The sequence below is a fragment of the Acinetobacter sp. SH20PTE14 genome (assembly GCF_021391555.1).
Lineage (GTDB): Bacteria > Pseudomonadota > Gammaproteobacteria > Pseudomonadales > Moraxellaceae > Acinetobacter > Acinetobacter amyesii.
Genome location: NZ_CP090067.1, coordinates 1,330,124 through 1,347,037 on the forward strand (window position 1 = coordinate 1,330,124; position 16,914 = coordinate 1,347,037).

At 39.7% G+C, this 16,914-nt stretch carries 17 protein-coding genes; 11 read left to right on the forward strand and 6 right to left on the reverse strand.

The window, feature by feature from the left end:
* The first annotated feature begins 368 nt into the window (after nt 1-368).
* Both prfA and prmC read left to right on the forward strand, forming a co-directional pair.
* Nucleotides 369-1,457, forward strand: a complete 1,089-nt coding sequence (prfA, locus tag LXF01_RS06485; protein ID WP_078188570.1) for a peptide chain release factor 1 — start codon at nt 369-371, stop codon at nt 1,455-1,457.
* Nucleotides 1,457-2,275: a peptide chain release factor N(5)-glutamine methyltransferase gene (gene prmC / locus LXF01_RS06490; protein WP_078188569.1), complete on the forward strand. Its 819-nt coding sequence runs from the start codon at nt 1,457-1,459 to the stop codon at nt 2,273-2,275. The genes prfA and prmC overlap by 1 nt, the downstream gene beginning before the upstream one ends.
* Nucleotides 2,276-2,390: 115 nt before the next feature.
* Here the strand turns inward: prmC and LXF01_RS06495 are convergent, their stop codons facing one another.
* The 4 genes from LXF01_RS06495 to LXF01_RS06510 form a co-directional block, all read right to left on the reverse strand.
* Nucleotides 2,391-3,152: an ABC transporter permease gene (locus LXF01_RS06495; RefSeq protein ID WP_372491147.1), complete on the reverse strand. Its 762-nt coding sequence runs from the start codon at nt 3,150-3,152 to the stop codon at nt 2,391-2,393.
* Between the two features lie 70 nt (nt 3,153-3,222).
* The gene (locus LXF01_RS06500) at nt 3,223-4,191 is read right to left on the reverse strand and encodes an aliphatic sulfonate ABC transporter substrate-binding protein (protein ID WP_233945230.1); all 969 of its coding nucleotides are present in this window, start codon (nt 4,189-4,191) and stop codon (nt 3,223-3,225) included.
* 314 nt (nt 4,192-4,505) lie between these two features.
* Nucleotides 4,506-4,859 carry a hypothetical protein gene (locus LXF01_RS06505; RefSeq protein ID WP_078188566.1) on the reverse strand — a complete coding sequence of 118 codons (354 nt, stop codon included), beginning with the start codon at nt 4,857-4,859 and terminating at the stop codon, nt 4,506-4,508.
* A 200-nt stretch (nt 4,860-5,059) separates the two neighbouring features.
* Nucleotides 5,060-6,094, reverse strand: a complete 1,035-nt coding sequence (locus LXF01_RS06510) for an AraC family transcriptional regulator (RefSeq protein ID WP_233945231.1) — start codon at nt 6,092-6,094, stop codon at nt 5,060-5,062.
* A 141-nt stretch (nt 6,095-6,235) separates the two neighbouring features.
* Here LXF01_RS06510 and LXF01_RS06515 point away from each other — a divergent pair, with 141 nt between their 5' ends.
* The 3 genes from LXF01_RS06515 (at nt 6,236) to LXF01_RS06525 (ending at nt 10,416) form a co-directional block, all read left to right on the forward strand.
* On the forward strand, nt 6,236-7,006 hold the full coding sequence (locus LXF01_RS06515; RefSeq protein WP_078193953.1) for a 3-hydroxyacyl-CoA dehydrogenase: 771 nt from the start codon (nt 6,236-6,238) through the stop codon (nt 7,004-7,006).
* A gap of 319 nt (nt 7,007-7,325) precedes the next feature.
* The gene (locus LXF01_RS06520) at nt 7,326-8,462 is read left to right on the forward strand and encodes an acyl-CoA dehydrogenase family protein (protein ID WP_078193952.1); all 1,137 of its coding nucleotides are present in this window, start codon (nt 7,326-7,328) and stop codon (nt 8,460-8,462) included.
* A gap of 310 nt (nt 8,463-8,772) precedes the next feature.
* Entirely contained in the window at nt 8,773-10,416 is a 1,644-nt protein-coding gene (locus LXF01_RS06525) for an AMP-binding protein (RefSeq protein ID WP_233945232.1), read from the forward strand.
* 162 nt (nt 10,417-10,578) lie between these two features.
* On the opposite strand, the gene LXF01_RS06530 is transcribed toward LXF01_RS06525, so the two are convergent.
* Nucleotides 10,579-11,094, reverse strand: coding sequence for a pyridoxamine 5'-phosphate oxidase family protein (locus LXF01_RS06530; protein WP_180023516.1), 516 nt, complete (start codon nt 11,092-11,094; stop codon nt 10,579-10,581).
* A 661-nt stretch (nt 11,095-11,755) separates the two neighbouring features.
* Here LXF01_RS06530 and LXF01_RS06535 point away from each other — a divergent pair.
* The 6 genes from LXF01_RS06535 to LXF01_RS06560 all read left to right on the forward strand — a co-directional run bounded on the left by LXF01_RS06535 (nt 11,756) and on the right by LXF01_RS06560 (nt 16,210).
* On the forward strand, nt 11,756-12,484 hold the full coding sequence (locus LXF01_RS06535; RefSeq protein ID WP_180035801.1) for a HesA/MoeB/ThiF family protein: 729 nt from the start codon (nt 11,756-11,758) through the stop codon (nt 12,482-12,484).
* Nucleotides 12,485-12,542: 58 nt separating this feature from the next.
* Nucleotides 12,543-13,841, forward strand: coding sequence for an ABC1 kinase family protein (locus LXF01_RS06540; RefSeq protein ID WP_233945233.1), 1,299 nt, complete (start codon nt 12,543-12,545; stop codon nt 13,839-13,841).
* 83 nt (nt 13,842-13,924) lie between these two features.
* Nucleotides 13,925-14,305, forward strand: a complete 381-nt coding sequence (gene folB, locus LXF01_RS06545) for a dihydroneopterin aldolase (protein ID WP_180004951.1) — start codon at nt 13,925-13,927, stop codon at nt 14,303-14,305.
* On the forward strand, nt 14,262-14,711 hold the full coding sequence (locus LXF01_RS06550) for a 2-amino-4-hydroxy-6-hydroxymethyldihydropteridine diphosphokinase (protein WP_180111673.1): 450 nt from the start codon (nt 14,262-14,264) through the stop codon (nt 14,709-14,711). The genes folB and LXF01_RS06550 overlap by 44 nt, the downstream gene beginning before the upstream one ends.
* Before the next feature lie 162 nt (nt 14,712-14,873).
* The gene (locus LXF01_RS06555; protein ID WP_233945234.1) at nt 14,874-15,452 is read left to right on the forward strand and encodes a DedA family protein; all 579 of its coding nucleotides are present in this window, start codon (nt 14,874-14,876) and stop codon (nt 15,450-15,452) included.
* Nucleotides 15,453-15,529: 77 nt separating this feature from the next.
* Nucleotides 15,530-16,210, forward strand: coding sequence for a hypothetical protein (locus tag LXF01_RS06560; RefSeq protein ID WP_233945235.1), 681 nt, complete (start codon nt 15,530-15,532; stop codon nt 16,208-16,210).
* A 68-nt stretch (nt 16,211-16,278) separates the two neighbouring features.
* On the opposite strand, the gene coq7 is transcribed toward LXF01_RS06560, so the two are convergent.
* Nucleotides 16,279-16,914 carry a 2-polyprenyl-3-methyl-6-methoxy-1,4-benzoquinone monooxygenase gene (gene coq7 / locus LXF01_RS06565; RefSeq protein WP_233945236.1) on the reverse strand — a complete coding sequence of 212 codons (636 nt, stop codon included), beginning with the start codon at nt 16,912-16,914 and terminating at the stop codon, nt 16,279-16,281.

Sequence of the window (16,914 nt, forward strand, 5' to 3'; positions counted from 1 at the left end):
AGTTCACTCCATGTCCTTCATAAACGCGAGGACTTTTTCATAATCATTTCGATGGCAGTAAATGTAACAAAACTATTCGCTATAAATATGGAGAGCTTTCTCTTTATCTGGTGATTTGAGTGTCTAGTTTGTATAAGTTTTATTAATATTGTGAAAAAAACGGTTGAATGCTGAAAATCTATACAGCTTTGTGAAGAAAGGTAGGAGTGATGAAGTTCACACTTTGATATTTCGGGCGATAGATAGGCTAGAAAACAATATATATGTCATTTCAGACCCATTATCGGTACACTAGCGCCATTATTTTGAATTTTGGCATATCCGTGAAAGTTTAGCGGTAGAGCCTGTGTATTGAGATTTTTTGAAAAATGAAAGAATCGTTACGTTTACGATTAGATCAGCTCTCTGACCGTCACGAAGAATTAAATGCATTACTCGCAGATGTAGAAGTCATTTCAGATAACAAACGTTTCCGTCAGTTGTCACGTGAGCATAGTGATTTATCTGAAATCACTGAAGTTTGGAAAAAATACCGTCAAGCAGAAGAAGATATTGAGACTGCTGAAGTAATGATGACGGATCCAGATTTTAAAGAGATGGCCGTTGAGGAAATCAAAGAAAATAAAGCTTTGATCGGTCAGCTTGAAGCAGACTTAAACATTCTGATGATTCCAAAAGATCCGAATGATGCGAACTCTGCTTATTTAGAAATTCGTGCCGGAACAGGTGGTGATGAAGCTGCAATTTTCTCTGGTGACTTGTATCGCATGTACAGTAAATATGCTGAATCACAAGGTTGGCGTATTGAAGTGCTGTCTGAAAATGACGGCGAACATGGCGGTTATAAAGAAGTGATTTGCCTCATCAATGGTGAAGGCGTATATGGTCGTTTGAAATTTGAAAGTGGTGCACATCGTGTACAGCGTGTTCCTGCAACTGAGTCACAAGGTCGTGTTCATACTTCGGCATGTACTGTTGCGATTTTGCCGGAAATTGATGTAGACACCAGTGTTGAAATTAATCCTTCAGAATTACGTATTGATACCTATCGTGCCTCTGGTGCGGGTGGTCAGCACATTAACAAAACTGACTCTGCTGTACGTATTACCCATATTCCAACGGGTACAGTTGTAGAATGTCAGGACGAACGTTCACAGCATAAAAACAAAGCCAAAGCGATGGCGCTGTTGGTTTCTCGTTTAGAAAATGCCAAACGCGCAGCGGCAGATGCCGCGACGTCTGAAATGCGTCGTGACTTGGTGGGTTCTGGTGACCGTTCTGAGCGTATTCGTACCTATAACTATCCACAAGGTCGTATGACTGATCATCGTATTAACCTAACACTGTATAAGTTGGATGCAGTGATGGAAGGTGATTTGACTGAATTGCTAGATAGTTTGCATCGTGAATATCAAGCCGATCAGTTGGCGTTATTAGCACAGCAGAATGGTGGCTAATGAATATTGCACAGGCTTTGGCCTATCGTGGTGAACCTGAGAGTTATGAACGTCAGGAAAATGCGTGGTTGTTAGAGCATATCACCAAGATTGATTCTTTTGATTTAATCATGAAAAAGGATCAAGAATTGACGGCAGAACAAGAACAACTGTATGTCGACAGTCTTACTCGTATTGCTGCGGGTGAGCCTTTGGCTTATGTCACAGGTTCTCAGCCATTTTGGACGCTAGACTTAAAAGTGACTAAAGATACTTTGGTGCCACGTCCTGATACGGAAGTACTTGTTGAAACTGTACTGCGTTTAGAACTTCCTGAAGATGCTCGTGTGGTCGATTTAGGAACAGGAACTGGTGCTGTAGCGTTATCATTAGCCAGTGAACGTCCAGATTGGTCAATTGTGGCTTCAGATATTTACGAACCTACATTGGAAGTCGCTGAGTTTAATGCCAAAAAGCATGATCTTGAACATGTGCAGTTTGTCTTAGGTTCTTGGTTGAAACCCTTTGGTCGTGCTTTCTTTGATGTAATTGTGTCAAATCCGCCGTATATCGATGCTGATGATGTACACATGAAGGATTTGGCAACAGAGCCTGAACGTGCTTTGGTTGCAGATAATCATGGGCTTGCAGATCTTGAACAAATCATTCTTCAAGCCAAAAAACATTTAACCGTGAATGGTTGGGTGGTGCTCGAACATGGTTATGACCAAGGGGAAGCAGTCAGACATTTGTTCTTACAAGCTGGTTATCGAAATGTTCGGACTGTAAAAGATTATGGTGGCAATGACCGTGTCAGCTTAGGTCAGTGGCAACATTGATTTGGTATTAGAGAAATAGTCAAAAATAAAGCGCATTGAATGTGCTTTATTTTTTTGTTTTTCAATTCACATGTGAGCGTTTGTATGTGTGCATTTGCAAGTGTAGAAAATAGGTTTACTTCACCACATCTCGCCAACGCAATAGATATTGTTCTAGATATTTCATCAGGCTATCGGTGATTTTCCCTAAGAGTGCCAATAGAATAATGGCGATAATCACGATATCTGGACGTGAGGTTTCACGACCATCACTGAGCAAATAGCCAATACCTTGCGTGGCTGCAATCAGTTCGGCAGCAATCATAAACATCCACGCCAAACTTAAACTATTGCGTAAGCCTGTAAGTATACCCGGCGATGCAGCAGGTAAAATAATCTCACGAATCTGCCTGAAATATTTCAAACGATAAACTTGTGCAACTTCAATGAGTTTTCGGTCTACACCTTGAATCGCTGCAACGGTATTGGTATAGGTCGGGAAAAAAGCACCTATGGCAATGAGGGTGATTTTTGATGATTCATCAATACCTAACCATAAGAGCAGTAAGGGAATCCATGCCAAACTAGGGATAGATTTAATTGCTGAAAATGTAGGTTCCAAAAATGCTTCGGCTTGTTTGTTCAAACCGACTAAGAGTGCAAAAATCAGAGCAAGTCCGCTACCAATAAAAAAGCCTAAAAATACCCGCCAAGTACTAGTCCAGATATGCTGCCAAAGTTCACCTTCAGATAACTCTATAAATGACTGCCAAAGACTACTCGGAGCGGGGAGTAGATACGGTTCGATAACACCATTTTTGACCAAGATTTCACATAGCAGCAATAAAACCACAGGTAGAGCAAGACCTTTTAAAATCAAGATCAACTTGGGTTTTATATGGTTTGATGAATCGGAAGCGGTCGAAACCGCTGTATCGATTTTGGGTTGAGTCAGTGATGATGACATGTTATTTCACAACCTTTTTCGCATAACGTGCTTCAAAAAGTTGATCAATGACTTGATTGACATTGGTTCCTTTACGAACTAAATCTTCTTCAGTCAAAATCGTGCCAGATTTCTTTAAGGCCGCAATGTGTTTAGCTGTTGGGATATTTTGATCAAAATTGGTACGACTCAACTGAAGCTTGGCAACAGCCAATGGAAGCTTGGACTCACGTGCCAATAATTCGGCTAATTTATCTGGATTGGCTTTAGCCCATTGTCGTGCTTGTTCATAGGCTTTAATCACAGCTTCAACGGCTTCAGGACTTTGCTGGCTAAATTGTTGTTTGGTACTTAAAACACTATAGCTGTTAAAACCCACATTTCTATACAGCAAACGTGCGCCTGATTGTACTTGTACCGATGCCATAAGTGGATCTAATCCCGCCCATGCATCGACTTGACCACGTTCTAAAGCTGTTTTTCCATCAGGATGTTGTAAATGTACCAATTGCACATCACGTTTATTGAGGCCGACTGTTTCCAACGACTGCAATGTAAACATGAATGGATCGGTTCCTTTGGTCGCTGCAATTTTTTTGCCTTTGAGGTCTTTCAGACTTTTAATCGGAGAGTTTTTTGCCACAAGCAATGCCGTCCATTCAGGCTGTGACTGTATATATACGGTTTTAATCGGACTGCCATTGGCACGACTCAAAACGGCTGCAAGTCCTGCCGTTGAGGCAAAATCCACACTGCCACTATTTAGATATTCGAGTGAGCGATTACTGCCTTGGCTAAAGACCCATTTAATTTGTGTCTTGGGTAAAGCTTTTTCTAAGAGTTTTTGTTCCTTCACCACTAAACTGGTCGGTGCATAGTAGGCATAATCCAGTTTGAGTGTCGAAGGAATAGCAGCAAAGATAGAGCTACTGAGTAGGCTGAACGTCAGCGTAGAAAAAATCAGTTTTGAGCTTTTAAATAGGGAAGTCATATCGTTCACAAACAAGTGTTGAATTATGAGCACATAGATACGACGGAAATATTTCAGAAACAAAACAGAATAAATGCTAAGAATAATAGAAAACGAGATAAGCTTATAGTTTAAATATAAGTAGTTAATATAAAATATTTTATTGAATTTAATTATGCTGAATTTTTTTTATATAAATTAATGTGTAAGCTTGCATGAAAAATGCTTAGGTATTTTAGTGTAATGAATATTCAAAAATTATAGTGAATTATAGGCTTAAATAATCTTTCCAATAAAAAAGCAGCTTTCGCTGCTTTTTTAAATTCGATCAATGCTTACATTGGGTAGTCTTGTAAGCTATCGAAAACTTCAACTTGTTCTAAAGCTGCTGTTTCTACTGCAAGACAGTAAGCAATAATTTTTGCAGTTGCATTCACTAAATTTTCATCTTTTAGATTTGCACCTGCTTGAATTGCTTCAATGTCATCCGCTTGGATATCCAGTGCATGAGCAACTTCAACTGCATTTTCAGTGCTAAAAAATTGTGAGATCAAATTTTGCAAATCGATATCTGCGACAGTTTTAAGCTGTTCATGAAACAGTTCATCAATTGCGTCAATCTGAGTGAAAAGAGAATCTGAAAAGTTTTGAACAAGTTGTTGTTCAAGAACATCAATCATCTTAAGCATAGGAAAGCCTTTCAAGGAGATGCAGGAGAATTGGAAAATAAATAAGCAAAGTGCTTTAAATTGAGTGAAAAATAACCTAATTAGACTAAAGTAGCAATCGTTCAAGGATGAATGGTCAGTCTATTTATTGAATATTTTTAAGTTATTGATTTTCTATTAATTAGATGAATATTCAATTTGTAAATAGCGAATATCAAATTTTAGGCCTTGAATTCAGGCGCATTATTTTGTCGATACGCACCGGGACTGACGCCTGTCCATTTTTTAAATGCCCGATGAAAAGCACTCGGATCATGAAAATTTAGTTCTTCACTGATATCTTGTAAGCTTTTATCAGTATGAGTTAAAAAATCGATGGCGGTATCTCGTCGGATATCATTTTTGAGTTGTTGATAACTCACACCTTCACTTTTAAGACGGCGATGCATCGTGGCTTCCGACATATTCATTTTGACCGCCAACTCATAAAACTCTAACCATTCAGCAGGAGGAACGTCTAACAGTTGTTTACGAATTTGGCTGCTGAGCGCATAGGGGTTTTTAAAGCGCACCAAAAGGTTTTCAGGTGTTTGTTGTAGGAATTGATACCACGAACGTGTGTCTTGTTTGATTGGCAGACTTAAATAACTGGCATCGAGCTGTATATAGTTTTGACTGGCTTGGTAATGAATATTCTCACAGAAGCGAACTTTATAGTCGTGATCATCAAGCGGCGCATCACATTTAAATTGGATTTGGTTTAATAAAATCCGTTGACCACTTAGCCAGCACAGTAGCGTGTGGATGAGCATTAAATATGTTGCATAGCTGAACATGCGTTTAGGCGCATGTTGGTCATAGATCACGATATAAGCAAAGTGATCTTCAATAGTTAAATCACTATGCAAGTCATCTAAAACCAGATTTAAAAATTGTAGGATTTGCTTGAGTGCATCACCCAAGCTGCTGTTATGCATGACTATTTTTGACAGTAGCTTAAAACTGCCACGTCGCATGGCATGCCGATCCATGCCAAAAAATTCATCATCCATCACATCTGCAAGATGAGTCCATAAAGCCGCATATTGTGAAACGGAAACTCTGGTCTTACTTGATAGCAGTAACTCTGAGGGTATACCAGACTTTTGTAAAATAGCAGAAATATCAAAGTGCTTTTTTTGCGCATCGTGTAATGCTTCATGCACCAAGTCGATTGAAATCGTCCCTTTGCTGTATTCGAGTCCATGCTTCGGCATATGTGCGGATAGGTCCTTGTTCAGAATTGTCCAAATACATCAGAAAAGATGCAACATTTGGAAATTGTACTGAATAAATTCTCTGTTTACTCTGCATCTTAAGTCGAATTTAAAACAAGACATCGTAAATAGGGAATTGATATGGACATTAAAGGAAAAGTTTTTGTTGTGACTGGTGGTGCATCAGGACTAGGCGCTGCGACAGCAACACATCTGATTGGCCTGGGTGCAAAAGTGATTATTGTGGATATGAATCATGAGCATGGCGAAGCGATGCAACGTCAACTGGGTGATCATGCCAAATTTGTTCAATTGGATGTCACTGATGAACAAGCGGTTGGCGCTTTCTTTGCACAAGTTGAAGCGGAATTTGGTCAACTCAATGGTTTAGTGAACTGTGCCGGTATCGCACCCTCTGCAAAAGTTTTAGGTCGTGACGGATTGCATGATTTGGCGATGTTCCAAAAAGTATTAAATATTAATGTTTCAGGTACATTTAATATGCTGCGCTATGCGGCACAACTGATTGCTAAATATGAATTAAAAGCGGGTGAAGAAGAGCGTGGCGTGATTGTGAATACGGCGTCAGTTGCTGCTTTTGATGGTCAAATTGGTCAGTCGGCTTATGCAGCATCTAAAGGGGCAGTGGTTGCAATGACATTACCTCTTGCACGTGAGCTTGCACGTGAGTCGATTCGTGTGATGACTATTGCTCCGGGCATTATGGAAACCCCGATGCTCAAAGGCTTAGCACAAAATGTACAAGATGCTTTGGGGAAAATGGTGCCTTTCCCACCACGTTTAGCAAAACCACAAGAGTTTGCAAAATTAGTGACGCATATTTTTGAAAATGCTTATCTCAATGGTGAAGTGATACGTCTTGATGGCGCGATCCGTATGCAGCCTAAATAGTTATTTATTAAAACTGCTTATTCAGGCTTCTACGACGGAGTCTTATCGAGAATAACTTCGTTGACAGTAGCTCATCTCGTTACTTTTGTTTCGGCAAAAGTAACCAAAAACATTGTCATTTGTAAAGCTCGTCATCAAGTATTTATTGATTTATAGGTTGCAGAAAGATTAGAGATTAATGGCGTCCTGCCTCAGACAGTTGCAAATGACTTCGTCGTGTATCCAACTTTGCTTTAATACAGTCAAAGAATTTTTAATTCCGCAGTTATCCAACATTTAAAGCTATACGCGCTATAAAAGATTTAGAAAAGGAAGTCTCATGATTTTAAATGATGAACAAAAAATGGTTCAGGACATGATGCGAAGCTATTCGCAAGAAAAACTGAAACCAACGGCTGCAGAGCGTGATAAAACGGCAGCATTTCCTGCACAAGAGTTAAAGGAGCTTGGTGAGCTGGGTGCTTTAGGCATGACGGTTTCGGATGAATGGGGTGGTGCTGGTTTAGACTACGTGTCTTTGGTTGTTGCCTTAGAAGAAATTGCTGCAGGTGATGGTGCGATTTCGACGATTGTCAGCGTACAAAACTCACTGCCATGTGGTATTACACAGCGTTATGGTACAGAAGCACAAAAAGAAAAATACTTAAAAAAATTAGCCACTGGCGAATGGTTAGGTTGTTTTTGCCTAACAGAACCACAAGTGGGTTCAGATGCGAGCGCATTGGAATGCAAAGCGGAGCGTGATGGTGACGAGTGGGTGTTAAATGGCACCAAGCAATTTATTACCACAGGAAAACATGCCCAAGTAGCCTTAGTTTTTGCGGTAACGGATAAGTCTGCAGGTAAAAAAGGGATTTCGTGCTTTTTAGTACCAACGGATGCGCCAGGTTATATCGTATCGCGATTAGAAGACAAAATGGGTCAGCATTGTTCCGATACAGCAACGATTGTTTTAGATGACTGTCGTATTCCTGCGGATAGTCTTTTAGGCCAAGAGGGGGAAGGCTATAAAATTGCCTTATCAAACCTAGAGTCAGGTCGAATTGGTATTGCTGCGCAGTCTGTGGGTATGGCACGAGCAGCATTAGATGCGGCTGTTGAATATGCCAATGAACGCAAGGCATTTGGGGTGGAGATTGTACAGCATCAGGCCGTGGCATTTCGCCTAGCAGATATGGCCACCCAAATTGAGGCGGCACGTCAATTAATCTTCCATGCAGCGACGTTAAAAGATGCAGGTTTTCCATGCTTAAAAGAAGCCTCGATGGCGAAACTTTTTGCATCGACGATGGCTGAACGTGTGTGTTCAGATGCGATTCAAATCCATGGGGGCTATGGTTATGTATCTGATTTCCCAGTAGAGCGAATTTATCGTGATGTGCGTGTCAGTCAAATCTATGAAGGTGCATCGGACATTCAGCGGCTGGTGATTGCACGTGAAGTCACCAAAGGGTGAAAGGTTAAAAAATAGACTTTAGTCGATGTTCAAACCCTGCAATGGCGTTGATGGTTATGGAAATTGCAGGGCACATCCAAACATGGTTATCTAGGTATAGACAGTCTAAGAATAGGTAATTTACGAATAGATTGTCGAAGAGTATAAGTTTCAAAACTAAAAAACCGACATTGCAATCGGTGTATAGAAAAGCAGTAAAAGCGGATGTGGCAAAGGAATCGTCACTAGTACGCAGCGGTACAACAACAAGATCAATAAACCTCAAAGTCTTGCACTTTGAATCATAGAGAACAGGATAGGAATTGTCGTCATGAAGACACTAGAACAAGCATATCGTGATTTTAATTTTGAAAAAATGGTTGCAGAACAATTGGTCGGTACGCCAAGTTCTATAAACGCTTATGATGAATGTTGTGGGCGCTATGTTGGGCAAAATAGAACTGCGCTGATTTGGGAAGGTAAAAATGGTGAATCTGAACAATGGACTTTTGAGCAATTAGATTTAGCTTCTGCACAATTGGCGAATTATTATCAGCGCATTGGGCTAAAAGCAGGTGATTGCATTGCAGGTCTATTACCCCGTACTGCAGAGTTATTGATTACTATTTTGGCAACATGGCGTATAGGGGCAATTTATCAGCCTTTGTTTACGGCATTTGAGTCCAAAGCGATTGAGCATCGGGTGCAAACTGCGGGAACAAAGCTGATTGTAACCAACACTGAGCAACGATCAAAACTTAATCACATTGATTTACCGCATATTTTAAACGTACATGCCGATCAAGCAATTCAAACAGATCCTGACTTTTGGTCAGAGTTGCAATTGCATGACGCCACATTTAACTCAGTTCCCCGTTCATTTGACGATGAATTTTTAATGATGTTTACATCAGGAACGACCGGTTTAGCCAAGTCTGTACCTGTGCCACACAAAGCGTTATTGGCATTTAAAGGGTATATGACACATGCGGTTGATTTGCGTGATGAAGATTCATTTTGGAATTTGGCAGATCCGGGTTGGGCTTATGGTTTGTACTATGGAATTGCAGGGCCATTAAGTTTAGGACACAGCATTATTATGGATGAACGTGCTTTTAGTGTTGATCATGCACTTCAAGTCATCAAAAAATATAAAGTCAGTAATTTGACCGGTTCACCAACGGCATTTCGTATGTTCTTTGGTTTTAAAGAAAAATTTGATGAATCCCTAAAATCACATTTACGGGTTGTGAGTAGTGCAGGAGAGCCACTAACGCCCGAAGTGATTCAATGGTTTAATCACGATTTAAACGTCAATATTTATGACCAATATGGGCAAACAGAACTCGGTATGGTGATTGCAAATCATCACGCTTTAGAACACTACAAAAAAGTGGGTTCAGCCGGTTTTGCTATACCGGGCCATCGTTTCGCGGTGCTTAATAAAGACTATCAAGAAATTGAACGTGGTGGCATTGGAACATTGGCATTAGACTGGTCGCAATCTCCACTCATGTGGTTCACAGGCTATGGTGGCAATAATCGTAAAGCCTTTGTCGGGAACTACTATTTAACTGGTGATACTGTTCGTTTAAACGAAAAAGGCGGCATTGATTTTGTAGGTCGTGCAGACGATGTCATTACAACGTCAGGCTATCGTGTAGGGCCTTTCGATGTGGAAAGCACATTATTAGAATGTGAAGAGGTTTTAGAGTCAGCAGTTGTTGGTAAGCCTGATCCTCAGCGAACTGAATTGGTTAAAGCTTTTGTGGTATTGAAACCACAATATCAAGCAAGTTCGGAACTCATGGATAAACTACAAGCCTATGTACGATCTCGTTTATCCAAGCATGCTTATCCAAAAGAAATTGAATTTGTAGATGGGTTGCCTAAAACATCGAGTGGAAAAATCCAACGTAATTTGTTGAAGCAACAAGAAGTGGCCAAAGCGCAATTAATTCAAAAGGTCAGTTGAGTCAATTTATATACGCAAAAAAGGCTGCTTGATGCAGCCTTTTTGAAATTGATATTTGAGCTGGTGAAACCATTCATTCCAGATCATATATGCACTTGACTAACTATGGGCCAATCCAAATTAACCTAAAATTAAAGCATTAATTCAAATCAATAAAATCATTTATTTTAAGTTCAGGGTATTATGTTCAGTATCAAGTTCTTGAGTTTTACCCGTTAAATTGCCCTTCAAAACTTTGAATAAATGGGTGACTTTATTGTCTTTGACATTCCAGAATTCTGCACTAATAGCATTAGCTATCAAAACGCGAACAGTAGGATCAGTCTTGCCATCGAACCAGTTTTCAGCCCAAGGATTCCATAATTTATCGATTAGGGCCGCATCTGTACTGATTTCTCCATGAGCACTAATTGATACATAAATATCGTCTGAAGGTTTAGCGAATGCTAATCCAAGATGATTACGACCTGCATTGACTGCCTCTACAAGGTCATTGTTTTCTTTCATAAGAAAATAGATATTTTCATGCTCATTCATCTTATCAGAATTAAGCATGGTCATAGGTTGAGAATGAATTTCTTGCTTGTCAGTGACATGGCTAATCATGGTGAAACGCACGTCTTTAATGAGTTCCCATAATTTTTGTCGCTGATCTTGTTCAACGTATTCTTGTGACATTTTTATTCTCCACTTTTAAGTAATCACTTTGGGGTAAAGGGGTAAATATAACTGAGCACAAAGTATGTGAATAATGTGTGTTAGGTCATAAGTTTATCGAACATATTGTGTCAGCAATTTAATTCTCACTGAATTCATACATATACCTACGGATTAAATCTCTTTGCATACATAAACGCTTAAAATGTCTTGGATTAAGTTTTATTTTCTGAGGCTAAGGTAGAAAAGAATCATTAAAATTAACCTAATATAAGCAGCTCTAGTGCAACTAAATACGGTTAAAAATATAACTATATTTTTAATTTATTATTTTTAAAACATGTATACGCTATACCTCTATGATGTTTCTACATACTAAGGTGTTTGAGATACTGTATTTTAAATAATGTAATTGAAGATACGCTAACTGAGAAAAATGCCATGTCTACAGAGCATTTATTTTAACTTTAAGCTGTATATTGTCTTGCTCAAATAGCAGGGTGTTTTTACACTGTTTCGGGTTTGTACTCGAACAACATTTGATGGATATCGATGTTTTAATCTTTTGCGTGCGGTATAAACTCGCCTATTTTTTATGCTTGACGAATTTTAATAAGGAAATACTTTGTCTACGTTTAAATCGAATGAATCAACATCTGAATTTGAATTAAGTGATGATGAAATGCATTTATATAGCCGTCAAATATTGCTTGATGGATGGGACATCGATGCACAAGAGAAGCTAAAACTTGCCAATGTACTCATCGTAGGGTGTGGTGGAATTGGGTGTACCACAGCCGAATTATTGGCACGTGCAGGCGTCGGACAAATCACTTTAATCGATGCAGATCGAATTGAAATCAGTAATTTACAACGACAAATCGCGTATACCAAAGACGATGTGGGTTTTTATAAATCAGAAATTTTGGCTAAACGCTTAAAAGCGATTAACCCGCATATCCGAGTGCAAAGCTATACCACAAAATTAGATGAAAGCAACGCAAAGACATTGATTTCACAGCAAGATTTGGTTCTCGATGGTTGTGATAATTTCAGCACGCGTTATTTGGTCAATGTGAGCTGCGTAGAAAATAATGTGGCGCTGATTAGTGCTTCAGCGATTGGTTTCCAAGGGCAACTGTTTATGGTCGAAGGAAACGCGGCATGTTATGAATGTCTATTTCCAAAAGAACAACAAGCCAATGAAAGTTTGCGCTGTGCAGACTCGGGTGTGCTTGCAACCACACCAAATGTTATGGCAAGTTTGCAAGCACATCATGCTTTGCTTTATTTGGGTTTAGGAAAGACAGTATTGAAACAAAAACTTTTGTTGTGGGATGGTCTGTCAATGAAACAAAAAATTCTCGCTTTTGAAAAAGATCCCGATTGTCCAATCTGTCAGGCAAGATAAAGCAGCAAGCCCTTATTTTTTTGCTACACTCACGTTAATTATTTTTTTCTAAGACATTATGAAAAACAATATCTGGTTAGATGGAATTCGCTCGGTTGCCCGCATGGGTGAGACCGCTGTCGTTGCGGCTAAAGCCGGCTTTAAATATGCAACTGAAAAACCAAGTAACGCAAAATTAATGCGTGAAACTTTTGAATCACTAGGTTCAACCTATATTAAATTGGGTCAATTTATTGCCAGTACACCTTCTTTATTTCCGCGTGAATATGTCGAAGAGTTCCAAGGCTGTTTAGATCAGACACCGTCATTGCCGTTTAGTTATGTGCAGCAGGTATTGGCTTCAGAATTTGCTGGTCGTAATTTAGATGAAATATTTGCTTCAATTGATGAAAAGCCTTTGGCTTCTGCATCGATTGCACAGGTGCATGCCGCTAAATTGGTCACTGGTGAAAATGTTGTTATTAAGGTGCAAAAACCGGGTGTCGAGACGATTCTCTATACAGATTTAAACGTCTTACATTGGGCTACTAAACTGGTCGAAAAAGCTGTACCCAAAGTCAAATTTGCTTCACTTGCAGATATCGTTGAAGAAATTAAAGTTCGCATGGTACGTGAGGTGGACTTTATTGAAGAAGCTCAAAATCTTGACGACTTTGTGAATTATCTGAATGTGACTCAAAACAAAGCCGCAACAGCACCAAAAGTTTATCACCAATATTCAACGCGTCGAGTCTTAACGATGGAACGTTTATACGGCGTACCATTGACTGATTTTGATGTGGTTAAAAAAGTCGCTAAAGATCCATCGCAAGTTTTGGTAACAGCGATGAATACATGGTTTGGCAGCTTGATGTTATGTAATAGTTTCCATGCAGACTTACATGCAGGCAACCTGATGCTGCTTGAAGATGGTCGAGTTGGCTTCATCGATTTTGGTATCGTGGGCCAGTTGAAACCTGAAGTGTGGACAGCATGTATTGCGTTTATGGATGCCCTACAAAAAACTGACTACAACTTGATGGCTGAAAATATGCTGAAAATGGGCATGACGGCTGTCAAAATTGACACACAAGTCTTAGCTGCCGACTTAGAGCGCTTATTTAGCGGTGTGCTTTTGGCTGATCCACAGGAATTATTAACCTCAAATCCTGCCGATTTGAATGACATTATGATGGATATGGTACAAGTCGGAGAGCGTCATGGTATTCGCTTCCCACGTGACTTCGCTTTATTATTCAAACAAATGTTGTACTTCGATCGCTTTATGCGCATCCTTGCGCCATATATCGATATTTATGCAGACCAGCGTATTCAAATGGTGCAGACTATGGACCCTAATTTATTGTTGAAGCAATAATTTAGCCGCAAGATATAAATAAAATCCTCTTGCTTAAACAGGAGGATTTTATCGATGTTTAAGATTTTATTTTGAGTGTAAGAATGGACGCAATTATCATTGAAGGTTTGAAAGTTGAAACTGTAGTCGGCTGTTTCAATTGGGAGCGTCAGATTATTCAGCCTTTGATGCTCGACCTCAATATTCAAACCAGTTTAGCGCAGGCGGCTCAGTCAGATGAGCTTGAAGATACCTTGAATTATGCTGAAATTTGCGAAATATCAGCCAAAGTCATTCAAACTGCTCAACCTAAATTGATCGAACATGCAGCAAAACTGGTGATTGATGCACTTTTTGCTACCTATGACAGCATTGAATCTATTATGATTAGCATCCGGAAGCCTGCCATTATCGCGCAAGCCAATTCTGTAGGAATTCGTCTTGAACGCCACCGAAACGATTTTCGCCCTAGCTCTGGCGAGTAATTTCAATCCCAAACCGCATTTTCAACTGGCTTTACGTCAAATTCAGGCTTTGGGTCATGCTGAATTTTCCAAAATTTATGTGATTCCTTGTCGTGATGGCATTGGGGCGGATTATTGGAATGCAGCTTGTTTGGTGAAAAGCAGTTTATCTGTAGATGAAATCAGCACCTTACTGAAAAAAATGGAAGCAGACTCAGGTCGTGTTCGTCCGTCTCATAATATCGCTTTGGATCTGGATCTGATCGCGTGGGGCGAAAGTTTAGCGCACATGCAATTTAATCCGAAAAAACTGCCTTTAGCACTCGATGTTAAAATACCAATGTTCGACATTTGGAAAAATGAAATGTTTGAACATCCAGCACATCAATTTCCTATGGTGAGTTGCCAAAAGGTTTTAGTGGATTGAGCGAATGAAACGCAATGCTTTCAAAACTCATGACGTATATTTCAAATGTCCCTAAATATCCCAAGTAGACAATAACAAAAAATGTTCAAATCCTGTCATGGTATGCGCTAGCGTATAGGCTGTCGTAGGATTACATTATCTTTTTAGCTTCCAAATAATGATATGAACTGGACGGATCTGATTCAGCACTATGGCTATATTGCGATTTTTATTGGCACATTGTTTGAAGGAGAAACAGTGCTGATGATTGGCGCCTATGCCGTACATCAACACATACTTCATTTTCCAATGTTGATTGTGGTGGCGATGTTAGGCAGTTTTATTGGCGATCAGTTTTATTATCAAATGGGCGCTCGCTATGGGCAAAAACTTATCCAGTCGAATGCAGAATTTGCACAAAAATTCGATCGTGCGAGCCAGTTTATTGAACGTTATCCTATTTTGACCATTTTATTTATGCGCTTTGCTTGGGGCTTTAGAACCATTTTGCCTATTGCAGTCGGTGTGCGTGCTTATCCTGTTTGGAAATATGTGCTGATTAATCTGGTCGCCTGTTTTATTTGGGCGATGTTGGTCGCAACGATTGGCTTCCAAATCAGTCATTATTTACATCTATTTTGGGCGAAAATGCTGCCTTATCATCAAGATATTTACATCGTTATTGCCGTTGTATTATGTATCGTATTTTTACGTGTGCTCTATACGGTGTTGAAGTGGTGGCGTAAGCATCATCAACATTGATAAAGTGAACGTGGCTGATCTGATAAAATCGTCAAAACATAATCAAAAGATTTAAAAGGATATTCAGTGAGAGCAATATGGGCTTAGGTTATGGTGCGGGTGCGGGAGGTTTTCTTATTATTTGCTTTGCGATTTTGGTGCTATTTATTGTCATTGCCATTTGGTTGAGTTGGAATAATTGGTATAAAAAGCAAAAAAATCGACCATATAAAGTAAATGCGGTACTTAAAATTGGTTTATCTGGCGTATTGTTTTTCCCTTTATTTGTTGCAGTAACGCTTGGATTGTTTGTGATTTCAGATCTTAGTTCTGACTATGCAGAGTGGCAGCATCAAAAGAAAATTCATATACAGTTGCAGGAACCCTTAAACTTTGGAGAGGTTGTATTGCCTGAAGGCACGTGGATTAACCGATCATTTGAAACCGACTATACTCTGGAGCAGATGACTGATATTCGTCAAGGTTTGACATCGGTTCGTTTTCCACAGCCTATTCAAATAGCTGGATTTGATGTTATTGCATTTGAGCTACATCGCCATTTATTGCTTGAGTTGGTACATGATCAAACCGTTATGATGAATAACCAAAAAGAAATTTGTCCGGCAGGATGGCTGCTTGAGTTAGGTGGAGCAGGTTATCCGTCCACTGCACAACGTTATAGTTTGAATTTTGATTGGTTTACACCAAGTCGATGGCAGCCTATAAACTGTTTTGATGGTGAAGGAATTATTGTATTAAAGTCAAAAGATTTCTCATAAAAAAGCCTGCATCATTGCAGGCTTTTTTTCACTATTTATAAAACTTAGCGACAATCATTAGAAAAGCATTAAATGTAATAACTGGTTTTGGTCATCAGCTTAGAAATACCAGTCATGGCAATACGAACTGGAACAGGAAGGTCTACACCACCTGCATTGAGTGCTGTATCACGGTGATGCAGCTCATCTTCATTCATTTGCACTAAGATTTTACGTGAACGTTCGTCTTGTTCAGGAAGTTGGCGGATGTGATCTTCTAAATGCAGGCTCACTTGACGCTCAGTTTCAGCGACAAAACCTAAGCTATATTTATCACCGGCAATACCTGCCAATGCACCCATCCCAAAAGAAAGGCCGTACCAAACAGGGTTGAGCAGACTGGTATGGCTGTCTAATTCTTTTAAGCGGTCTTCACACCAAGCCAAATGATCTTGTTCTTCAATCGCAGCGTGTTCCATTTCACGGCGGACATTTGGCAGTTTCGCGGTGAGGGCTTGGCCATGATAAAGCGCTTGTGCACATACTTCACCACTATGATTGACCCGCATTAAACCTGCAACATGACGCGCTTCACTCACTGCTAATTGTGTTTCTTCAATGTTAGCAGGGTTTTCTCGATGTGCGGCAGTCGCCCCAGGTACTAAACTACGTAAGGCTTGATCAAATGAATGAATAAGTTTGTCGACACCTGTAAATTGACGCAT

Excerpts from the sequence above, each read along its gene's own strand:
- prfA (WP_078188570.1), top strand. The coding sequence starts at position 369 with ATGAAAGAATCGTTACGTTTACGATTAGATCAGCTCTCTGACCGTCAC.
- prmC (WP_078188569.1), top strand. The coding sequence starts at position 1,457 with ATGAATATTGCACAGGCTTTGGCCTATCGTGGTGAACCTGAGAGTTAT.
- LXF01_RS06500 (WP_233945230.1), bottom strand. The coding sequence starts at position 4,191 with ATGACTTCCCTATTTAAAAGCTCAAAACTGATTTTTTCTACGCTGACG.
- LXF01_RS06505 (WP_078188566.1), bottom strand. The coding sequence starts at position 4,859 with ATGCTTAAGATGATTGATGTTCTTGAACAACAACTTGTTCAAAACTTT.
- LXF01_RS06510 (WP_233945231.1), bottom strand. The coding sequence starts at position 6,094 with ATGCCGAAGCATGGACTCGAATACAGCAAAGGGACGATTTCAATCGAC.
- LXF01_RS06515 (WP_078193953.1), top strand. The coding sequence starts at position 6,236 with ATGGACATTAAAGGAAAAGTTTTTGTTGTGACTGGTGGTGCATCAGGA.
- LXF01_RS06520 (WP_078193952.1), top strand. The coding sequence starts at position 7,326 with ATGATTTTAAATGATGAACAAAAAATGGTTCAGGACATGATGCGAAGC.
- LXF01_RS06525 (WP_233945232.1), top strand. The coding sequence starts at position 8,773 with ATGAAGACACTAGAACAAGCATATCGTGATTTTAATTTTGAAAAAATG.
- LXF01_RS06530 (WP_180023516.1), bottom strand. The coding sequence starts at position 11,094 with ATGTCACAAGAATACGTTGAACAAGATCAGCGACAAAAATTATGGGAA.
- LXF01_RS06535 (WP_180035801.1), top strand. The coding sequence starts at position 11,756 with ATGCATTTATATAGCCGTCAAATATTGCTTGATGGATGGGACATCGAT.
- LXF01_RS06540 (WP_233945233.1), top strand. The coding sequence starts at position 12,543 with ATGAAAAACAATATCTGGTTAGATGGAATTCGCTCGGTTGCCCGCATG.
- folB (WP_180004951.1), top strand. The coding sequence starts at position 13,925 with ATGGACGCAATTATCATTGAAGGTTTGAAAGTTGAAACTGTAGTCGGC.
- LXF01_RS06555 (WP_233945234.1), top strand. The coding sequence starts at position 14,874 with ATGAACTGGACGGATCTGATTCAGCACTATGGCTATATTGCGATTTTT.
- LXF01_RS06560 (WP_233945235.1), top strand. The coding sequence starts at position 15,530 with ATGGGCTTAGGTTATGGTGCGGGTGCGGGAGGTTTTCTTATTATTTGC.
- coq7 (WP_233945236.1), bottom strand. The coding sequence starts at position 16,914 with ATGCGTCAATTTACAGGTGTCGACAAACTTATTCATTCATTTGATCAA.